12 protein-coding genes and 1 pseudogene are annotated in these 20019 nt (G+C 73.7%); 9 read left to right on the top strand and 4 right to left on the bottom strand.

The window, feature by feature from the left end; translation table 11 throughout:
- Positions 1-107 precede the first annotated feature (107 nt).
- From OG702_RS08975 to OG702_RS08950, 6 genes are all read left to right on the top strand, one after another.
- Positions 108-1394, top strand: coding sequence for an enolase C-terminal domain-like protein (locus OG702_RS08975; RefSeq protein ID WP_327288313.1), 1287 nt, complete (start codon positions 108-110; stop codon positions 1392-1394).
- Positions 1391-2044, top strand: coding sequence for a ThuA domain-containing protein (locus tag OG702_RS08970; RefSeq protein WP_327288312.1), 654 nt, complete (start codon positions 1391-1393; stop codon positions 2042-2044). Before OG702_RS08975 ends, OG702_RS08970 begins: the two co-directional genes overlap by 4 nt.
- Positions 2029-3108, top strand: a complete 1080-nt coding sequence (locus OG702_RS08965; protein ID WP_327288311.1) for a Gfo/Idh/MocA family protein — start codon at positions 2029-2031, stop codon at positions 3106-3108. The genes OG702_RS08970 and OG702_RS08965 overlap by 16 nt, the downstream gene beginning before the upstream one ends.
- Before the next feature lie 281 nt (positions 3109-3389).
- Positions 3390-6518 carry an alpha-mannosidase gene (locus OG702_RS08960; protein WP_327288310.1) on the top strand — a complete coding sequence of 1043 codons (3129 nt, stop codon included), beginning with the start codon at positions 3390-3392 and terminating at the stop codon, positions 6516-6518.
- Positions 6511-8721 carry an ROK family protein gene (locus OG702_RS08955; RefSeq protein ID WP_327288309.1) on the top strand — a complete coding sequence of 737 codons (2211 nt, stop codon included), beginning with the start codon at positions 6511-6513 and terminating at the stop codon, positions 8719-8721. The genes OG702_RS08960 and OG702_RS08955 overlap by 8 nt, the downstream gene beginning before the upstream one ends.
- Positions 8722-8959: 238 nt before the next feature.
- The gene (locus OG702_RS08950) at positions 8960-12538 is read left to right on the top strand and encodes a glycoside hydrolase family 3 C-terminal domain-containing protein (protein ID WP_327288308.1); all 3579 of its coding nucleotides are present in this window, start codon (positions 8960-8962) and stop codon (positions 12536-12538) included.
- A gap of 62 nt (positions 12539-12600) precedes the next feature.
- Here OG702_RS08950 and OG702_RS08945 read toward each other — a convergent pair whose 3' ends face one another.
- Both OG702_RS08945 and OG702_RS08940 read right to left on the bottom strand, forming a co-directional pair.
- The gene (locus tag OG702_RS08945) at positions 12601-13608 is read right to left on the bottom strand and encodes a sugar phosphate isomerase/epimerase family protein (RefSeq protein ID WP_327288307.1); all 1008 of its coding nucleotides are present in this window, start codon (positions 13606-13608) and stop codon (positions 12601-12603) included.
- Positions 13609-13666: 58 nt separating this feature from the next.
- Entirely contained in the window at positions 13667-14827 is a 1161-nt protein-coding gene (locus tag OG702_RS08940; protein ID WP_327293154.1) for a Gfo/Idh/MocA family protein, read from the bottom strand.
- 239 nt (positions 14828-15066) lie between these two features.
- Here OG702_RS08940 and OG702_RS35445 point away from each other — a divergent pair.
- Positions 15067-15240 (top strand): annotated as a pseudogene (locus OG702_RS35445) (MarR family transcriptional regulator); the annotation flags it as partial.
- A gap of 60 nt (positions 15241-15300) precedes the next feature.
- Positions 15301-16263 (top strand): ROK family protein, encoded by a 963-nt coding sequence (locus tag OG702_RS08935; protein ID WP_327288306.1) that lies wholly within the window; start codon positions 15301-15303, stop codon positions 16261-16263.
- A gap of 59 nt (positions 16264-16322) precedes the next feature.
- Here OG702_RS08935 and OG702_RS08930 read toward each other — a convergent pair whose 3' ends face one another.
- Positions 16323-17102 (bottom strand): VOC family protein, encoded by a 780-nt coding sequence (locus OG702_RS08930; RefSeq protein WP_327288305.1) that lies wholly within the window; start codon positions 17100-17102, stop codon positions 16323-16325.
- Positions 17103-17237: 135 nt separating this feature from the next.
- Here OG702_RS08930 and OG702_RS08925 point away from each other — a divergent pair, with 135 nt between their 5' ends.
- Positions 17238-18065, top strand: coding sequence for a sulfurtransferase (locus OG702_RS08925; protein WP_327288304.1), 828 nt, complete (start codon positions 17238-17240; stop codon positions 18063-18065).
- A gap of 525 nt (positions 18066-18590) precedes the next feature.
- Here OG702_RS08925 and sepH read toward each other — a convergent pair.
- On the bottom strand, positions 18591-19685 hold the full coding sequence (gene sepH, locus OG702_RS08920; RefSeq protein WP_327288303.1) for a septation protein SepH: 1095 nt from the start codon (positions 19683-19685) through the stop codon (positions 18591-18593).
- Positions 19686-20019: the final 334 nt, after the last annotated feature.

Below are 20019 nucleotides of genomic sequence, written 5' to 3'. Positions count from 1 at the left end.
GTGCGCCGGCCGGTCCCGGTTTGTCATAGGCGTTGACAAACTCGGACCGGCCTCCTTACGTTCAGGAGTCAGTACGCCATTCTGCTATCTGTACGTGGGAGTCACGCATGGCTTTGCCTGATGCCGGCCTCGCGCCGCTCGCGCCCGCACCCTGGGTCGAGGAGCGTGGTGCCACCCTCCGCATCACGGCCGTCCGCACGTTCCTGACAGCCCCGCACGGCTGTCCCCACCTCATCGTCCGCGTCGAGACCAATGACCCAGGACTCTACGGCCTCGGCTGCGCGAGCGACCCCCAGCGTACGCTCGCCGTCCGCTCGGTCCTCGACGACTACGTCGCCCCGCTGCTGGCGGGACGGGACCCCGACGACATCGAGGACATCCACCGGCTGCTGCTCAACAGCGGCTACTGGCGCGGCGGATCGGTCACCGGCAACGCGCTCGGCGGCGTCGACGTCGCGCTGTGGGACCTCAAGGCCAAGCGCCTCGGGGTGCCGCTGCACTCGCTGTTCGGCGGCCAGGTGCGCGCCTTCGCCGAGGCCTACACCCACGTCGACGGGCGGGACGCCGCCGAGATCGCCGACAAGGTGCTTGCCGCTCGCCAACGCGGCTACCGGCACGTGCGGATCCAGGCCGCGGTCCCCGGCGCCGACACCTACGGCGCCGCGGGCGGCGGCACCGCCGACCCCGAGGCGGTACGCACCCGGCGCGCGCCCTGGGACAGCGCCGGCTACCTGCGGCACGTGCCCGCGGTGCTCACCCGGGTGCGGGAGATCGTCGGCGACGAGGTCGAGCTGCTGCACGACGTGCACGAACGGCTCGACCCACGGCAGGCAAGGGACTTCCTGCGGCGGATCGAGGACGCCGGGCTGTACTTCGTCGAGGACCTGCTCGCCCCCGAGGACGCCGGGCACTTCAAGCGGCTGCACGACGCCTCGCCCGTACCGCTGGCGGTCGGCGAACTCTTCCACGACCCGGCGCAGTTCACCGCCCTGCTGGCCGGGCCGGACATCGACTTCGCCCGGATCAGGGTGCCCACCCTGGGCGGGCTGACCCCGGCGCGGAAGATCGCGGCGCTGTGCGAGCTGCGCGGCGTGCGGCTGGCGCCGCACGGACCGGCCGACGTCAGCCCGGTCGCGCAGGCCGCGACACTGGCGATGGACATCTCCAGCCACGCCTTCGGGGTGCAGGAGGCCGCGGTCTTCAAGTCCCCGGTGCACGAGGTCTTCCCCGGCACGATCGTCGCCAGGGACGGTGGACTGCGTCCCCACAACACCCCCGGCCACGGTGTCGACTTCGACGAGGCCGCGGCGCGCAGACACCCCGTACCCGAACCGCTGGCCCACGACCGGTGGGCCCTGCTGCGCAACACCGATGGGAGCGTGCAACGCCCGTGACCGATCCGATTCGGAAGGCCCTCGTCGTCCGCGGCGGCTGGCCGGGACATGCGCCGGTGGAGATCACCGACCTGTTCCTGCCCTTCCTGAAGGACCAGGGTTTCACCGTCGAGGTCTCCGACACGCTCGACGTCTACGCCGACGCCGAGCGGCTGGCCGCGACCGATCTGATCGTCCAGTGCTGGACGATGGGCGAGATCACCGGGGAGCAGAGCCGCGGGCTGGCCGACGCGGTCCGGGCCGGCACCGGCTTCGCCGGCTGGCACGGCGGGATCATCGACTCCTTCCGCGGCGACGTGGACTACGTACGGCTGACCGGCGGCCAGTTCCTGATGCACCCGCCGGGATTCGTCGACTACACCGTCGGCCTCGGGCCCGTCGAGCACCCGATCACCGCGGGCCTGGCGGACTTCGCGGTGCACACCGAGCACTACTGGGTGGCCACCGACCCGGCGAACGAGGTGCTGGCCGCCTCGGTCTTCCCGGCCGGCGGCGATCGCCCGCAGGATGTGGTGATGCCGCAGGTGTGGACCAGGGCCTACGGGGCGGGGCGGGTCTTCGTCTCCGCGATCGGACACAAGGCCGACGACTTCGACGTGCCCGAGGTGCGGGCGATCACCGAGAGGGGACTGCTGTGGGCCAGCCGTTGAGGATCGGCATGGTGGGCGCGGGCAAGATCAGCGGCCAGTATCTGGACACCCTCGCCCGGCTCGACGGGGTGCGGCTGACCGCGGTCACCGACCTGGACCCGGCGCGCGCCAAGGAGGCGGCGCAGAGCTCAGGTGCCGAGGTGGTGGGCGGCGTCGAGGCACTGGTGGCCAGGGACGACGTGGACGCGGTGCTCAACCTGACGATCCCGGCCGTGCACGCCGAGGTCGCGCTGGCCGCGATCGGCGCGGGCAAGCACGTCTACGGCGAGAAGCCGCTCGCCACCACCCGCGCCGAGGCCGCCGCCGTCCTGGCCGCCGCGCGCACCGCGGGCGTACGCGTCGGCAGCGCGCCCGACACGGTGCTCGGCACCGGCACCCAGACCGCGCGCAAGGCGGTGGACGACGGGCTGATCGGCATCCCGGTGGCGGCGACCGCCTTCATGACCACCGCGGGGCACGAGGCCTGGCATCCGGACCCGGAGTTCTACTACCGGCCGGGCGGCGGTCCGTTGCTCGACATGGGGCCCTACTACCTGTCCGCGCTGGTGCAGTTGCTGGGCCCGGTCGTCCGGGTCACCGGCGCCGCCGCCACGCCGCGATCCGAGCGGGAGATCGGCAGCGGCCCGCGGGCCGGGCAGCGGTTCGCCGTGGAGGTCGACACCCATGTCACCGGCGTGCTCGAGCACGCGGGCGGCGCGCTGTCCACGCTGGTCATGAGCTTCGACATCCACGCCGCCCACCTGCCGCGGATCGAGGTGCACGGCACCTCCGGATCGCTGGGCGTGCCGGACCCGAACGGCTTCGAGGGGCCGGTCGAGCTGTTCACGGCCGGCTCGTGGCAGCCGCTGCCGGTCTCGGCCGGCTACCGGGGAGCCGGGCGCGGCACCGGACTTGCCGACCTGGCCGCGGCGGTGGCCGAGGACCGCCCGCACCTGGCGTCGGCCGAGGTGGCCGAGCACGTCCTCGACGTGATGCTCACGCTGCTCGACGCGGCACACGAGGGCAGGTCGCTGCCGGTGGCGAGCACCTGCGAGCGGCCCGCAGCGGTGCCGCTGCGCGGGTGACCGCGCGCTGCCGGGAGCGCTGACCCGGGCGCTCGCAGCCAGAGCGCACGCAGGCGGCAGAAAGGGCCGGTCATGGGGGCCGGACCTTTCTGCCGCCTTTTTCCGCCACTGATGTCACGTTAATTAACGGACGAAGAATGCCCGTTGCGGCGGGAAATTCGCCTGACAACAGCATTCTCGCAGGTCACGACCAGCGGGAAAGCGGGATCCGACGCAGGCGTTGACTTGATAACACACATGGTTTTACATGGCGGTTACTGGCTGGACAGGAAGGGCTGCCCATGCATGACCGGATCACGTCCGGGGAAGAGCGGACTGCCGCCTTCCTCGCCGAGCGGCTGCGCCCCGCGCTCTATCCGCAGCGGCTGCCCATGGACGTCGGCGCCTGGCACATCGCGGGCGAACCGGTGCCCGCCGAGGTGGCCCTGCGCGCCGACTACGCCCCCTTCACCGTGGGCGAGGCCTGGGGCCGTCCCTGGGCGACCAGCTGGTTCGACGTCCGCGCGACCGTGCCGGAACGGTGGGCGGGACGCCGGGTCGAGGCACTGATCGACCTCGGCTCGAAGGAGGGCCCCGGCGCGCTCGACGGCCGGGCCGAGGGGCTGGTCCACGACGAGCACGGCATCCCGCTGCAGGGCCTGCACCCGCGACTCGGCGCCGTCCTGCTGCACCGCTCCGCGGCCGGCGGCGAGAGCGTCAGGCTGCTGGTCGAGGCCGCGGCCAACCCCCGTATCGAGGGCGCCACCGGCGCCGGCACCCGCTACGGCGACCCCGCCACCGCCGGCGACACCCCGCTGTACCGGCTGCGCCGCGCGGACCTCGCGGTACGCGACGACACCGTCTGGCAGCTGATCCACGACTTCGAGACGCTCGGCGGCCTGATGCGGGCGCTGCCCGCCGACACGCCCCGCCGGCACGAGATACGCGTCGCGCTGGAGCGGGCCGTCGCCGCCGTCGACCCGCGGGCGGTCGCCAGGACCGCGGCCCGGGCCCGTACGGTGCTCGCGCCGCTGCTGGCCCGCCGCGCCCACGAATCCGCCCACCGCCTCGACGCGGTGGGGCACGCCCACATCGACTCGGCCTGGCTGTGGCCGGTCCGCGAGACGGTCCGCAAGTGCGCCCGCACCTTCAGTACCATGGCCGCGCTCGCCGAGGAGTACCCCGAACTGATCGTCGCCGCCTCCGCCGCGCAGCACTACGCCTGGATGAAGGACCACCAGCCGCATGTCTTCGAGCGGATCCGCAAGGCCGTCGCCCACGGCAACTGGGCGCCGGTCGGCGGCATGTGGGTCGAGGCGGACGCGGAGATGCCCGGCGGCGAGGCCCTGGTGCGGCAGTTCGTCTACGGACGGCGCTTCTTCCGCGACGAGCTGGGCGTGGACAGCGACGGCGTGTGGCTGCCCGACGCGTCCGGCGCGTCGGCGGCCTTCCCGCAACTGGCCGCCCTCGCCGGCGCCAAGTGGTTCCTCAGCCGGCGCCCCGACCCCGGCAGCGGTCCCGCGCACCACACCTTCCGCTGGGAGGGCATCGACGGCACCCGGCTGTTCACCCACCTCGCGCCCGGCGGCCCCGAGGGCAGCGGGCTGACCGGCGGCGATGTCACCGGCGCCGTCGCGGACTTCGCCGAGATGGGCGCCGCCACCCGCTCCCTGCTGCCCTTCGGCCGCAGCGACGGCGGCCCCGACCGGGACATGATGGAACGCGCCCGCCGGCTCGCCGACCTCGAAGGCGCCCCCCGGGTCGCGCTGCGGTCCCCCGCGCACTTCTTCCGCGACGCCGAGGCCGAATACGCCGCCGCCCCGGTCTGGCGCGGCGAGATCGACCTGACCCCGCACGGCGGCTCCTACACCAGCCAGGCCCGCACCAAACGCGGCAACCGGCGCAGCGAGGCGCTGCTGCACGAGGCGGAGCTGTGGTCGGCGACCGCCGCGGTCCGCCACGGCATCCCCTACCCCTACGAGGAGTTGGAGCGGCTGTGGAAGAAGGTGCTGCTCCAGCAGTGCCACGACATCCTGCCCGGCACCTCGATAGCCTGGGTGCACGGCGAGGCCGAGCTGACCCACCGCGACGTGCGGCGCCGCCTGGAGCGGCTGATCCAGCGGGCCGCCGGTGACCCGGAGGGCGCGAGCGTGCTCAACTCCGGCCCCCACGAGCGCCGCGAGGTCGTCGTGCTGGCCGCGCCCGAGGCCGGCGCCGGATCGCCCCCCGGCAACGGGCAGCCGCTGCCCGACGGCCGCTTCGCCGTCATGGCGCAGGCGCCCGCGCTCGGCCGCGGCCCCGCGGGACTGCCGCTCGACGGCACCGCGCCGGTCACCGTCACCGACACCGGCGACGGCGGGCACCTGCTGGACAACGGCCTGCTGCGGATTCGTATCGACGCCCAGGGTCTGGTGCGCGCCGCCGTCGACCTGGCCACCGGACGCGACGCGGTGGCCCCGGGCGAGGCGGGCAACCTGCTGCAGCTGCACCGCGACGAGCCCGCGGGCTGGAGCGCCCTGCACCTCGACCCCGGCTACCGCAGCACCTGCCGCGACCTGGACACCGCCGAGCGCGTCGAGGTGCGTGCCGCGGGCCCGCTGCTCGCCTCGGTCCGGGTCACCCGCGGCACCGGCCGTTCCACCGTCGTCCAGGATCTGACGGTGTGCGCCGGCGGCCGGGTGCTGACGGTGGACACCGAGGTCGACTGGCGCGAGCAGGACACCGTGCTCAAGGCGGCGTGGCCGCTGGACGTGCACGCCGAGAACAGCCGCGCCGAGGTGCAGTTCGGGCACATCGCCCGCCCCACCCACGAGAACACCGCGGCGGACGCCGCGCACCAGGAAGCCGTCGCCCACCGCTGGATCCACGTCGGCGAGCACGGCTTCGGCGTGGCGCTGGCCTGCGAGGCGACCTACGGCTACGACGTCACCCGGCACACCCGCGCCGACGGCGGCACCACCACCGTGGTCCGCAGCACCCTGCTGCGCGCCCCGCACAGCCCCGACCCGCACGCCGACCGCGGCGTCCAGCGCTTCCGGCACACCCTGCGGCCCGGCGCGGACGTCGGCGACGCCATCGCCGAGGGATACGCGCTCGGCCTGCCGCTGCGGCCCGGCCCCGGCGCCCCGGCGCAGCCGCCGCTGGTCACCGTCGACCACCAGGGCGTGCTGGTCGAGACGGTCAAGCTCGCCGACGACCGCAGCGGCGACGTCGTCGTCAGGCTCTACGAATCGCGCGGCGGCCGCGCCCGTACCACCCTGGCGGCCGGCTTCCCCGTCGCCGCCGTCCACGAGACCGACCTGCTGGAGTCCCCGCTGACCACCCATCCGCACGACGCCGGCCGGATACCGCTGACGCTGCGCCCCTTCCAGATCCTCACCCTGCGCCTGACCCCGGCCGCGGCCCAGGCCGGCGGGGTGAGCCGTGGCTGACCCGCGGCTCACGCCGGGCGCCGAGCCCGCGGCCGGCGGTGACGTGCTGCGCGGCTGGGCCACCGGCGGCGGGCCGATGGCCGTACGCGCCCAGGTCGTGCTGCTCGCGGAAGAGGGCGTGCGGGACGCCGAGATCGCCCGGCGGCTCGGCATCTCCCGGCAGACCGTGGGCACCTGGCGGCACCGCTGGCAGAGCGCCGGCCTGCCCGGGCTCGAACAGCGCCCGCGCACCGGCCGGCCCGCCACCGTGGACGAGGCCGAGGTCGTCACCCGCGCCCTGCTCGCCCCGGGCGGCAGCGGCGCGGGGCGCGCCATCGCCCGCGAACTGGGCCTGTCGCACGCCACGGTGGCCGGCATCCGGCGCCGCTGGCGTCTCACCGCCGACGCGGGACCCGGCCCCTTCGTGCCCACCGTGCCGCCGCTGCCGGGCACCGACGTGTGGGTGCTCGGCCTCTACGCCGACGCCCGGCGGGCGGTGCTGCTGGCCGGCACCCGGCAGAGCGCGGCCGCCGCGGCGGGACCGGCGGCGACGGTGATCGGCGAGGACGTCCTCGCGGGGCTCGGCCGCGCGCTCGACGCGCTGCGCCCGGCGGCAGGCAGGCCCGCCGCGCGGGACCCCGCGCCCGACGGCCTGGCCGGCTTCCTGTCGGCCGCCGCCGAGCACCACCCGGACATCGCGCTGCACGCGGTCACCCTGTGGAACGACAGCGGGCGGTCGCCGGCCCCGGGCCCGGCCGGCGGTCCCAGCGTCCATCTGCTGCCGGCCAAGTCGTCCTGGCGCGGCTTCCTGCGGGCGATGGTCGCGCTGGACAGCACCAGCCACCCGGAGTCGTCCCGCCGGGTCTATCTCGACCTGATCGCCGCGCTCCAGCAGGCGGACGGGGCGGTCGGCTGGCTGCGCGAGAGCGTCGCGGGCCATCTGTGGTCGGCGCGCCGCGCGGTGCCGGAGGGGGGCACCGCGGGCGCGGCACCGCGTCCGCCGTCGTCGAGCGGGGTGAACCAGATCGACCTGGGCTCGTTCAACGAGTGCGTGGTCATCGAGTCGGTGCGGCTGTCCGGCACCATCACCCGCGGCGAGATCGCCCACCGCACCGGCCTGACCCAGCAGTCGGTGTCCAGGATCGCCCGCTCGCTGCTCGACCGGGGCATCCTGGTGGAGGACGCCCAGCGCCGGGCGACGTCCGGCAAACCGCGTACGCCGGTCCGGTTGTGCGGCACCGCGGCCCACGCGCTGGGGCTGCACATCGACCCCGAGGTGCTCACCGCGGTCGTCATCGACCTGGACGGCGCGATCGTGTGCACCTGCACCCGCCCGGTCAGCGCCGACATCGACCCGGGCGAATTCGTCGCGCAGGTGGTCGCACTGGGCTGCGAGGCGTTGGAGAAGGCGCGCGGCGCGGTGCGCGAGGACGGCTTCCTCGGCATCGGCGTCGCGGTGCCGGGACCGGTGGACATCGCCTCGGGAACGGTGCTCGACCCGCCGCTGATGTCGGCGTGGAACGACCTGCCGCTGCTCTACCTGCTTCAGGACCACTTCCCCTGCCCGGTGATCATCGAGAAGGACTCGCTGGCCGCGGCGGCGGGGGAGCGGTGGATCGGCCGCGACCGCAGGGCACGCGACTTCGCCTACCTCTACCTCGGTACGGGAGTAGGCTCCGGCCTCTACCTCAACGGCGACCTCTACCGCGGAGTGAGCGCCAACGCCGGGGAGTTCGGGCAGCTCTGCGCCATCGCGCTGGGCCGGGTCGACGCGGACGGCAGGCCGGAACTGCTGCCCGAGTGCAACCCGCCGGTCTCCGTACCGGACTTCGCGGCCCGCCGCGGCCTGCGCACCCCGGGCGTGGCCGGCGGCAGCACCGCCGCCTACCGTGCGGTGGGCCGGGCGGCGGCGGCCGGCGACCCGGCGGCCGCCGGGGCGCTGCGGGAGGTGGCCGGCGCCATCGGGCGGGGCGCGCTCGGCCTGGTCGACCTGCTGGACATCGACCTGATCGTGCTGGGCGGCCCGTTCTTCACCGACGACGCGGCGCCCTTCTACCTGGAGGAGATCGGCCGGGTGGTGAACGACTTCCCGCTGGCCCGCCGGCTGCGCCAGGTCGAGGTGGAGCGCTCCGTGCTCAGCGCGGAGGCGGCGGCGGTCGGCGCCGCCTCGACGATCTTCCACGCCACCTTCACCCCGCGGCTGCGCGGCAGGGACCGGCCCTGAGTTGTGCCGTCATTGAGCCGAATCGTCCTGTGAGTCGGGACCGCACTCTTGACCTTCCGTCAAAGGTGGCCACACACTGCCCAGTTGTTACCGCAATCCCCGGATCTTTCTTCGGACTTGCACGGAAGTCCGCCGATCGTCCGGGTCCCTGCTCGATGACGACGGAGGCAGGATGGACCAGCGAAGGCGCCGACGAGCGGGACTGGCGGCAGCGTGCGCCTTGGCGTGCGCTGCCGCGATGACCGCGGGCTACGGGAGTACGGCCGCGGCCGACACCCCGCGCGCGACGGCCGCGGCCACCCCGATCTACCTGGACACCCACTACTCCTTCCAGGAGCGCGCCGCGGACCTGGTGTCCCGGATGACCCTGCAGGAGAAGGTCCAGCAGCTCAGTACGAACAGCGGCCCGGCCATCCCGCGGCTCGGCGTCCAGCAGTACACCTACTGGAGCGAGGGCCAGCACGGCGTCAACCAACTCGGCGCCGACCAGCACAACGGCGGCGTCCAGGGCGGCGTCCACGCCACCAGCTTTCCCACCAACTTCGCCTCGTCGATGTCCTGGGACCGCGACCTGCTCTACCAGGAGAGCACCGCGATCTCCGACGAGGTACGCGGCTTCCTCGACAAGTCGCTCTTCGACAAGGGGCAGAACAACCTCGGCCCGTCCGCCGACGACTACGGCTCGCTCACCTACTGGGCGCCGACCGTCAACCTCGACCGCGACCCGCGCTGGGGCCGCACCGACGAGGCCTTCGGCGAGGACCCGTACTTCGTCGGGCAGATGGCCGGGCAGTTCATCGACGGCTACCAGGGCAACAACCAGGACGGCAGCTCGAAGAACGGCTACCTCAAGGTCGCCGCGACCGCCAAGCACTACGCCCTGAACAACGTCGAGGACAACCGCACCGGCATCAGCTCGGACGTCAACGACACCGACCTGCGCGACTACTACACCGCGCAGTTCCGCGACCTGATCGAGCAGGCGCACGTCGCCGGCCTGATGACGTCGTACAACGCCATCAACGGCACCCCGTCGGTGTCCGACACCTACACCACCAACGAACTCGCCCAGCGCACCTACGGCTTCGACGGCTACATCACCTCGGACTGCGGTGCGGTGGGCACCAACTGGCGGCTCTTCCCCGGCGGGCACGACTGGGCTCCGCCCGGCTGGACCACCGACCACAAGGACAACCCGACCTGGACCGAGACGTCCACCGGCAAGACGATGTCCGGGCAGGCCGGCGGCCAGGCGTACGCGCTGCGGGCCGGCACCGACCTGAACTGCACCGGTGACGAGGCGACGACCGCGAACATCACCGAGGCCATCTCGGCCGGTGCCCTGAGCGAGGGGGTCATCGACACCGCGCTGGTCAAGGTCTTCACGGTGCGGATGGCCACCGGCGAGTTCGACCCGGCAGGCTCCGTGCCGTACACCTCCATCACCAAGGACCAGGTCGAGAGCCCGGCCCACCAGGCGCTGGCCGCAAAGGTCGCCGACAGCTCCCTGGTGCTGCTGAAGAACGCCAAGCCGGCCGCCGGCAAGGCGCCGCTGCTGCCGGTCGACCCGGCCAAGGCGAAGAAGATCGTGGTGCTCGGCGACCTCGCCGACACCACGTCGCTCGGCCTCTACTCGGGCGAGCCGACCCACACCACCAGCCCGCTGCAGGGCGTGCTCAACGAGGTGCACGCGGCTAACCCGACCGCCTCGGTCGTCTACGACGCGGCAGGCACGTCGTCCACCGCCACCGGCGCGGCGACCCTCGGCGACCGCACCAAGGCCGACATCCAGGCCGCGGACCTCGTGGTGGTCTTCGTCGGCACGACCAAGGCCAACGGCGACGAGGGCAACGACCGCGACAACCTCGCGATGCCCGGCAACTACGACTCGCTGATCGACCAGACCGCGGCGCTCGGCAACGACAAGCTGGCGCTGGTCATCCAGTCCGACGGCCCGGTGAAGATCGACGACGAGCAGGACAAGGTGTCCTCGATCGTCTTCAGCGGCTACAACGGCCAGGCCCAGGGCACCGCGCTGGCCGACGTGCTCTTCGGCGAGCAGAACCCGTCCGGCCACCTCAACTTCACCTGGTACAAGGACGACTCGCAGCTGCCCGACAAGCAGAACTACGGGCTGACCCCCGGGGAGACGGGCGGACTGGGCCGCACCTACCAGTACTTCACCGGCGCCCCGACCTACCCCTTCGGCTACGGCCTGAGCTACACGAACTTCTCCTTCACCGGCGTCAGCGCGAACAAGCAGCAGATCACCGCGGACGGCACCGTGAAGATCGGCGTCGACGTGACCAACACCGGCAAGGTCGCGGGCGCCACCGTCGCCCAGCTGTACGCGGCCACGCCCTTCACCGTGCCGGGCGTGGAACTGCCCAAGGAGCGGCTGGCGGGCTTCGCCAAGACCAAGGTGCTCAAGCCGGGCAAGAGCCAGCACCTCACCCTCACGGTGAAGGCCGCCGACCTGTCCTCGTGGGACGCCTCCGCGTCCCGGCAGACCGTGCCGGACGGCGGCTACCGCTTCCAGGTCGGCCCGGACTCCGCCCACACCGCGGGCAGCGTCACGGTGAAGATCACCGGCACCCTGACGCCCAAGGTGCAGACCGTCACCGTGCAGCCGCAGGACGTGGTCCACAACGCGGGCGACACCTTCAGCCTCGCCGCGAAGAACAAGTGGATCAAGGACGACACCGACCACGCCAAGGAGCAGCGCGACACCTCGATCACCGCGGACGGCGTCGTGGAGGCGGTCAACAACGACCAGTCCTTCGTGGACTTGAGCACTGCCAAGGTCACCTACCGCAGCAGCGACCCGGCCGTGGCCAGCGTCGACAAGGACGGCACCGTCCACGCGGTGGCCGACGGCGTCGCGACCGTCTCGGCGACCGTCGGCGGGGTCACCGGCTCCGCGCCCGTCGTGGTCCGCAACACCCTGACCCTCAAGGCGCTGCCCATCGCCAAGGCCGGCAGCACCCTGACCGCGACCACCACCTACACCAACGGCAGCGCCTCCGCCGTCCAGGGGATCACGGTCACGCTCGCCGCCCCCGACGGCTGGACCGCGACCGCGACCACCCCGGCGACCTTCGACCAGGTCGGGCCGGGCCAGTCGGTCAGCACCACCTGGTCGGTCACCGTGCCGGCCGGCGCCGACCCGGACAACTACACGCTGGACGCCACCGTCGCCACCCCGGCAGGCACCCACAGCGCCGAGGCACCGGTGAGCGTGCCGTACGCCTCGGTGAGCGCCGCCTACAACAACTCCGGCATCAGCGACGACGCCCACACCACCACCGGCAGCATCGACGCGGAGGGCGCCAGCTTCTCGCTGCAGGCGCTGGCCGCGCAGGGCTGGCACGCCGGGGAGAGCACCGACCACGACGGGGTGTCCTTCCCCTGGCCCGCCACCGCGGGCACCGGGCAGCCCGACAACATCGTGGCCGGCGGCCAGGCCGTCGAGATCACCGGCACCGGCGGCAAGCTGGGCTTCGTCGGCACCAGCACCTTCGGCAGCACCTCGGGCACCGGCACCATCGTCTACACCGACGGCACCGTGCAGACCTACGCGCTGGCGCTGTCGGACTGGTGGGCCGGATCACCCACCCAGGGCAGCGACTTCGCCGCCACCACGCCGTATCTGAACAACGGCGGCGGACAGCAGACCCAGGCCGTGCACATCTCGGCGGCGACCGTGGACCTGCTGCCCGGCAAGACCGTCCAGGCGATCACGCTGCCGGACGTCAGCAAGACCCAGGTCGACCACCAGGTGGGCATGCACCTGTTCTCGGTCGCGATCGGCGGCTGACCCGTACGGCACGACGGCCGCCCGCCCCGGAACCCCGGGGCGGGCGGCCGTCGCCGGCGCGGTCACGAGGAGGAGCTGAAGGCCGAGTCGAAGGACGCGGCGGGCGGCTCGATCGCGGCCAGTTCGCGGACGTGCGCGAGGGCGGCGGGCGCGCCCAGCAGCCGGTCCATGCCGGCGTCCTCCCACTCCACCGAGATCGGCCCCGCGTAGCCGATGCTGTTGAGCATCCGGAAGACCGGCTCCCACGGGACGTCGCCGTGCCCGGTCGAGACGAAGTCCCAGCCGCGCCGCGGGTCGCCCCACGGCAGATGCGAACCGAGCCGGCCGTTCCGCCCATTCAGCTGCTTGACCGACTCCTTGCAGTCGACGTGGTAGATGCGGTCCTTGAAGTCGTAGAGGAAACCGACCGGGTCCAGGTCCTGCCACACGAAGTGGCTGGGGTCGAAGTTCAGCCCGAAGGCCGGGCGGTGGCCGATCGCCTCCAGGGTGCGCACGGTCGTCCAGTAGTCGTACGCGATCTCGCTGGGGTGCACCTCGTGCGCGAAGCGCACCCCCACCTCGTCGAAGACGTCCAGGATCGGATTCCAGCGGTCGGCGAAGTCCTGGTAGCCGCGGTCGATCATCTCCGGCGGCACCGGCGGGAACATCGCCACCGTGTGCCAGATCGACGACCCGGTGAAGCCCACCACGGTGTCCACGCCGAAGGCGGCGGCCGCCCGTGCGGTGTTCTTGATCTCCTCCGCGGCCCGGGTGCGCACCCCCTCGGGCTCGCCGTCGCCCCAGATCCTGGACGGCAGGATGCCCTTGTGCCGCTCGTCGATCGGGTGGTCGCAGACCGCCTGCCCGGTCAGGTGGCAGGAGATCGTCCAGCAGCGCAGCCCGTGCTTGTCCAGGGTGTCGCGCAGCCGCGGCAGGTAGCCGTCGTCGCTCAGTGCCGCCTCGACGTCGAAGTGGTCGCCCCAGCAGGCGATCTCCAGGCCGTCGTAGCCCCACTGCGAGGCCAGCCGGCACACCTCGGTGAAGGGCAGATCGGCGAACTGGCCGGTGAAGAGGGTGACGGGTCGTGCCATGTGCGTCCTCCGGTGGCAGGGGGTGGGTGGCTGGTCGGTCGTACGGGGGAGGGGCGGCTCAGGAGAGCGGGGCGGCGCCCTGCACCGGGATGTGGACGCCGAGCGCCGCCGCGCTGGACTCGACGGCCGCGAGCACCTTCTGCACCTGCAGCCCGTCGCCGAACGACGGCCGCGGGTCCGTACCCTCCGCGACGGCCGTGACGAAGTCGCGCACCTGGTGGGTGAAGGTGTGCTCGTAGCCGATCAGGTGGCCCGGCGGCCACCAGGCGTCCAGATACGGGTGGGTCGGCTCGGTCACCAGGACGCGGCGGAAGCCGGCCGTCGAGGCGTCCTCGGAGCGGTCGTGGAAGGACAGTTCGTTCATCGACTCCGCGTCGAAGGCCAGGCTGCCTGCCGAGCCGCTGATCTCGATCCGCATCGCGTTCTTGTGCCCGGTGGCGAAGCGCGTCGCCTCGAACACGCCGATCGCGCCGCCGTCGAAGCGGGCGGTGAACAGCGCCGCGTCGTCCACCGTCACCGCGCCGCGCTCGCTGCTCGCCGTCCCCGACAGGCCGCTGGAGCTGGCCGGCAGCGGGCGCTCGGTCACGAACGTCTCCAGCACCGCGCCCACCGAGGAGATCCGCTGCCCGGTCAGATACTGGGCCACGTCGATGCTGTGCGCGCCGAGGTCGCCGAGCGCGCCCGAGCCCGCCCGGTCCTTGCGCAGCCGCCAGGCCAGCGGGAACTCCGGGTCCACCAGCCAGTCCTGCAGATACTGCGCCCGTACCTGGTGGATGGTGCCCAGCCTGCCCTGCTCGACCAGCTGCCTGGCCAGCGCGAGCGCGGGCACCCTGCGGTAGTTGAAGGCCACCATGGAACGGACGCCGTCCGCCGCGGCCTTCTGCGCCGCCGCGGCCATCTCCTCGGCCTCGCGCACCGAGTTGGCCAGCGGCTTCTCGCACAGCACGTGCTTGCCCGCGGCCAGCGCCGCCAGCGCGATCTCGGCGTGGCTGTCACCGGGCGTGCAGATGTCCACCACGTCGATGTCGGGGCGGGCGATCAGCTCCCGCCAGTCGGTCTCGGCGGACTGCCAGCCGTACTGCTCGGCCGCCTGCCGCACGCGCTCGGCCGACCGGCCGCAGACCGCGGTCATCTCGACCCGCAGCGGCAGCTCGAAGAAGCGCCCCGCGGTGCGCCACGCGTGCGAGTGCGCCGCCCCCATGAAGGCATGACCTACCATGCCGATCCGTAGGGCCTGCGGTGCTGTCGTCGTCACGTGCGTCCTCCTCGGGCGGCGCTGGGCCGTGAATCGTTATTCATCCGGCATCGACTGAAACTCTTGGAGTTGGATAGAACAGTTCGCGAGTTTCTGCCTGAACTTCGTCATAAGTCAAGGCTCTTGACCGGGCCGGACGCAAGAGGGCGCGGTACGCGGACCCGACAGCCGCACACCGGCATGCACACACCCCGGGGGTCACGATCGACACACCAGTCAACCTGCGCGAGGTCGGAAGGCTCCGGGTCCTCGAAGCCCTGCACACCACACAGCGCAGCAGCCGTCCCGAACTGGTACGGGTCACCGGCCTGTCCCGGGCCACCGTCTCCTCGCTGGTCGCCGACCTCATCGCGGTCGGCCTGGTCACCGAGGAGGAGCCGGACACCGACGACCCCGAACCGCGCCGCACCGGGCGCCCCGCGCAGTCGCTGTCCCTGGTGCCGACCGCGGGCTACGCCATCGGCGCGGACATCGGCCACCAGCACGTACGGGTGAACCTCTGCGACCTGTTCGGCACGGTGCTGTGGGAGCACTGGGTCGCCAAGGACGTCGACCGCGCCCCCGGGGAGACCCTCGACCTGGTCGCCGTCCTCGTCGGCCGCGCGCTCCAGGAGACCGGCGTCGCCCGCAGCCGGGTGCTCGGCATCGGCGCGGGCATCGCCTCCCCGGTCGAGAAGGGCAGCGGCGAACTCGGCGCCGAGGGCATCATGCCGGGCTGGGTCGGCCTGCACCTGACGGAGGAGCTGCGGCACCGCACCGCCCTCCCGGTCCGCGTCACCAACGACGCGAACGCCGGGGCGCTGGCCGAGCTGATGTACGGCGCCGGGCGGCAGGTCGAGGACATGGTCTACGTACGGCTGTCGGCCGGTATCGGCGCCGGCATCGTCAGCAACGGGCAGTTGCTGCTGGGGGCGCGCGGACTGGCCGGCGAGATCGGTCACCTGCCGCTCATCACCGACGGCCTCATCTGCCGCTGCGGCAACCGCGGCTGCCTGGAGACGGTGGCGAGCCCGGTGGCCATCGCCCGGCTGCTGACCCAGAGCTGGGGCCGGCAGATCGCCGCGCGCGACCTGCCCGCGCTGATCAAGCAGCGCAACACCGGGGCGCTGCGGGCCGTCCGCGACGCCGGCGACGCGGTGGGGCGGGCGCTGTCCACGCTGGTCACGCTGCTCAACCCGCGGCTCATCGTGGTCGGCGGCGACCTCGCGGGGGCCGGCGAGGACCTGCTCGAACCGCTGCGTGCCGGAGTCCGGCGGCACACCCTGCCCTCGGCCGCGCGCGGCGTCGAGATCGTCACCGGCGGGCTCGGCGACGGCGCCGAGGTCCGCGGCGCGGCGGGCCTGGTCCTCGCCGGCGCCCCCCACCTGCTCTCCGGCACCCCGCCGGTCGAGGTGGCGTAGGGCGGGCCGGACACCGCGGGCCAGGCGGGATCTGTCAGACACGGCCTGGGGCGGGCCCGTCAGGGCAGGGCGAGGACGGAGAAGGCGGCGCCCTCCGGATCGGCCAGCACGGCCGTCAGCCCCCGCGGTCCCGGGTGCGGTGCGGTGAGCACCCGGCCGCCGAGCCGGGCGGCCAGCGCGGCGGCGGCCTCGACGTCCTCGACGGCGAAGGCCGTCGTCCAATGCGCGCCGCGGTCCTGCGACAGGGCCTGGCCGACACCGTGGACGCCGGCCACCGCCTGGCCGTCCACGGTGAGGACGGCCAGGTCCTCGTCGTCCCCGGCCGCCCCCTGCCGCTCGAACGCGAGGCCGAAGACGGCCTCGTAGAACTTGCCGACCAGCGTCGAGTCGTTCGTGACCAGTTCGCTCCATGCCACCGACCCGGGCACGCCGGCAGCGTCCGGGCCGCCGAACGGGGCGCCCTGCCAGATGCCGAAGACGGCGCCCGACGGGTCGACGGCGAAGGCCAGCCGGCCGTCATCGCCGACGTTGAGCGGGCCGATGCCCACCGTGCCGCCGCACTCCCGCACCGACTCCGCGGCGCGGTCGGCGTCGTCGACGGCCAGCATCGTGGTCCACGACACCGGCTGCTGCGACTCCGGCTCGCCCGCGCCGATGCCGGCCACCCGCAGCCTGCCGGCCCCGGCGAGCGCGTACCAGCCGAGCTGCTCGGGGCCCGGGGTGAACTCCCAGCCGAGCAGCGCCCCGTAGAAGTCCCGGGCCGGGCCGGCCCGGTGCGCCATCAGACTGCCCCAGCAGGGTGTACCGGGCAGACGCCGGGACGGTACCTCGGTGGTCATGCGAACGCTCTCCTCATGGGCAGCCCGCTGCCTGCCCGGCTTCCCGCGGGAGTCGGCACGGCCGACGGCGGCACCGACGGAGGCGGTACGCGGCCGGCACACCCGGTACAACGCCCGGGCCTCCACAATAGGTGCATGGAATTTCTCATCAGCGCGGCCGAGTTGGCCGCCGCACCCGTACAGCCGGTCCTGATGGACGTGCGCTACCGGATGGGCGGTCCGTCCGGGCAGGGCGAATACGCCAAGGGCCACATCGCCGGGGCGCGTTACGTCGACCTGGACGCCGACCTGGCGGCGCCGCCGGGAGCGGCGGGACGGCATCCGCTGCCGGACGCCGAGGAGTTCGGCGCGGCCATGCGGCGCGCCGGGGTCGGCGCGGACACCGACGTGGTCGTCTACGACGACTGGAACGGCTGGGGCCCGGCCCGCGCCTGGTGGCTGCTGCGCTGGGCCGGCCACCGCCGGGTCCGGGTGCTGGACGGCGGGCTGGCCGCGTGGCGCGCGGCGGGCCAGGAGCTGAGCACGCAGGAGCCGCCGCCGGGCGAGGGGGACTTCGTGCCGCGGCCCGGCGGGATGCCGGTGGTGGACGCGGAGGGCGCCGCCGCGCTGGCCCGCCGCGGACTGCTGCTCGACGCCCGCGCGGGCGAGCGCTACCGCGGCGAGACCGAGCCCATCGACCCGGTGGCCGGCCACATCCCCGGCGCGGTCAACGCCCCCACCACGGACAACGCCGCCCCCGACGGTACGTTCCTGCCCGCCGCGCAGCTCGCCGCCCGCTTCACCGCGCTGGGCGCGACGCCCGGCACGGAGGTCGGCGTCTACTGCGGCTCCGGCGTCTCCGCCGCCCACCAGATCCTCGCCCTGGCCGAGGCGGGCATCCCGGCCACCCTCTACCCGGGCTCCTGGAGCGAATGGGTCTCCGACCCGAACCGCCCCGTTGCCACTGGCCCTTCCCCCTCCTGACCTCCCCCCTCCGGGACGAGCGGGCCTCTCAAGGGCGCGGCCCTTGAGGAGCCCGCCGCCAACGGCAGGGGCGCCCCTCAGGGGCGCGGGGAACGGCGCGAGCAACCGGCGGCCGCCGCGCGGGTCGCCACCGGCGCGAGGGGGCACCCCGGTGCGTACCGGACCACCGGCGGGTGGCTGGTCGCACGCGCAGCCCCTCGGGCCCCCCGCGAGGTGGTGTCGCCTTGAAGAGCCCGCCGCCAACGGCAGGGGGTACCCCTGAGGGGCGCGGGGAACGGCGCGAGCAAGCGGCGGCCGCCGCGCGGGTCGCCACCGGCGCGAGGGGGCACCCCGGTGCGTACCGGACCACCGGCGGGTGGCTGGTCGCACGCGCCCCTGAGGGCGCATCCCTACCGGCAAGTGCAGGCCGGAACCACCGCACCGGAGAGGCACCCCCCGCCCAGGGGTGCAGGCCCGAACCACCGCGCCCGCGGAGGGGCAGCCCCCGGCGAAGGGGGAGGTCGGAACCAGCGCGGCCGGCGGAGGCTACTCCTGCTTCTTGCGGCGGCTGCCGAAGACGATCTCGTCCCAGCTGGGGACCGTCGCCCGGCGGCCGGGGCGGACGCCGTCCGCCTCGGCCTGGCGGTCGGTGGTGCCGACCAGCCGGTCGCGGTGGCCCGCGACGGCCCGCGGCATCAGGACGTCGGCGTACGCCGACCCCGCGCTGGCGGCCGGCGCGGCCGTCTCCTGCTCGACCTCGGCCGCAGGCTCCTGCACCGCGGGCACCGGGTCCGGCGGGACCGTCGGCGGCGCGGGCACGACCATGTCGCCGCGGAAACTCGGCACCGCCTCCAGCAGGCTGGTCAGCGAGTCGCGCTCCTCCGGCTCGGCCGTGGCGGCGACGGCCCGCTCGTCGGCCCGCGCCTCCCTGGCCTCGCGCGGCTCCCGCGGATCGCGGTCCTGGCGGTCCAACTGCCGGTCGAGCGCCCGGTCCAGCGGGCGGTCCCTGGGCAGCCTGGCGATCCGCGGCACGAACGGGAAGCTCGGCTCCTGTGCCTGCGACTGCGCCTGGGTGGTCTCGCCGATCAGCGACCTGGCCTCGTCGTCGACGGCCTGCACCAGTCGGCGCGGCGGGTCGTAGGTCCAGCTCGCCGAGTGCGGCTCACCGGCGACCCGGTAGACCAGCAGCACCTCCCAGGTGCCGTCGTCGCGCCGCCAGGAGTCCCACAGCACGGTCTCCTTCTCCGCGCCGCGCAGCAGCAGGCGTTCGGCCACCGCCTCGCCCAGTTGCGGGCCTGTGCTCTCGCCCTGCCGCCTGACCGGGGTCTTCCTGGCCCGCTCGGCCATGAAGGCGCGCTCGGCCAGTACGGGACCCTCGAACCGGCGCACCCGTTCCACCGGGATGCCGGCCATCTGCGCGACCTCCTCCGCGGAGGCACCCGAGCGTATACGCGCCTGGATGTCGCGGGGCCGCAGATGGCTCTCGACCTCGATCTCGATCTGGCCCAGCCTGGCCCGGTCGTTGCGGACGGCGGCACGCAGCCGCTCGTCGATCGGGAGTGTGTATTCCGTGCTGTCGGCAGCCTTGAGCACCAGTCGTGTGCCGTCGTTGCTGACGGCCACGACGCGCAGTTCGGGCACGGTTACCTCCCGGGTGGTGCCTGCCGACGTCGGTTGCGTCGCTGCTCCCGTTGGACGAGTGTGGCCTGCCCGGGTGCAGCGTGCCACAACCTTGCAGAGTTACCCGGCGTGTCGGCACTGGCTGGTGACACGCCGTTATGGGACGGTGGTCGATTGGCCACTCAGTGTGACCGATCTCCGCACACCGGGACGAGCGCCGTGGAGGCTTCCTCCCGTTCGTCCGGGCGACCGGACGGGCAACCGGGAGCACGGATTCGTCACGGTACTCCATTTGGGCCAGCGGGGGGCGGCTGCCGCGCCGCCGAATGTGGTGCGCGGAGCGGGAGTTGGGTGA

Source organism: Streptomyces sp. NBC_01198, from assembly GCF_036010485.1.
Taxonomy (GTDB): domain Bacteria; phylum Actinomycetota; class Actinomycetes; order Streptomycetales; family Streptomycetaceae; genus Actinacidiphila.
This window is presented reverse-complemented; position numbering and strand designations above follow the sequence as displayed.

Bases quoted from the DNA above. Each gene is read 5' to 3' on its own strand.
- OG702_RS08975 (WP_327288313.1), top strand. From the start codon at position 108: ATGGCTTTGCCTGATGCCGGCCTCGCGCCGCTCGCGCCCGCACCCTGG.
- OG702_RS08960 (WP_327288310.1), top strand. From the start codon at position 3,390: ATGCATGACCGGATCACGTCCGGGGAAGAGCGGACTGCCGCCTTCCTC.
- OG702_RS08950 (WP_327288308.1), top strand. From the start codon at position 8,960: ATGACCGCGGGCTACGGGAGTACGGCCGCGGCCGACACCCCGCGCGCG.
- OG702_RS08945 (WP_327288307.1), bottom strand. From the start codon at position 13,608: ATGGCACGACCCGTCACCCTCTTCACCGGCCAGTTCGCCGATCTGCCC.
- OG702_RS08940 (WP_327293154.1), bottom strand. From the start codon at position 14,827: ATGGTAGGTCATGCCTTCATGGGGGCGGCGCACTCGCACGCGTGGCGC.
- OG702_RS08930 (WP_327288305.1), bottom strand. From the start codon at position 17,102: ATGACCACCGAGGTACCGTCCCGGCGTCTGCCCGGTACACCCTGCTGG.
- OG702_RS08925 (WP_327288304.1), top strand. From the start codon at position 17,238: ATGGAATTTCTCATCAGCGCGGCCGAGTTGGCCGCCGCACCCGTACAG.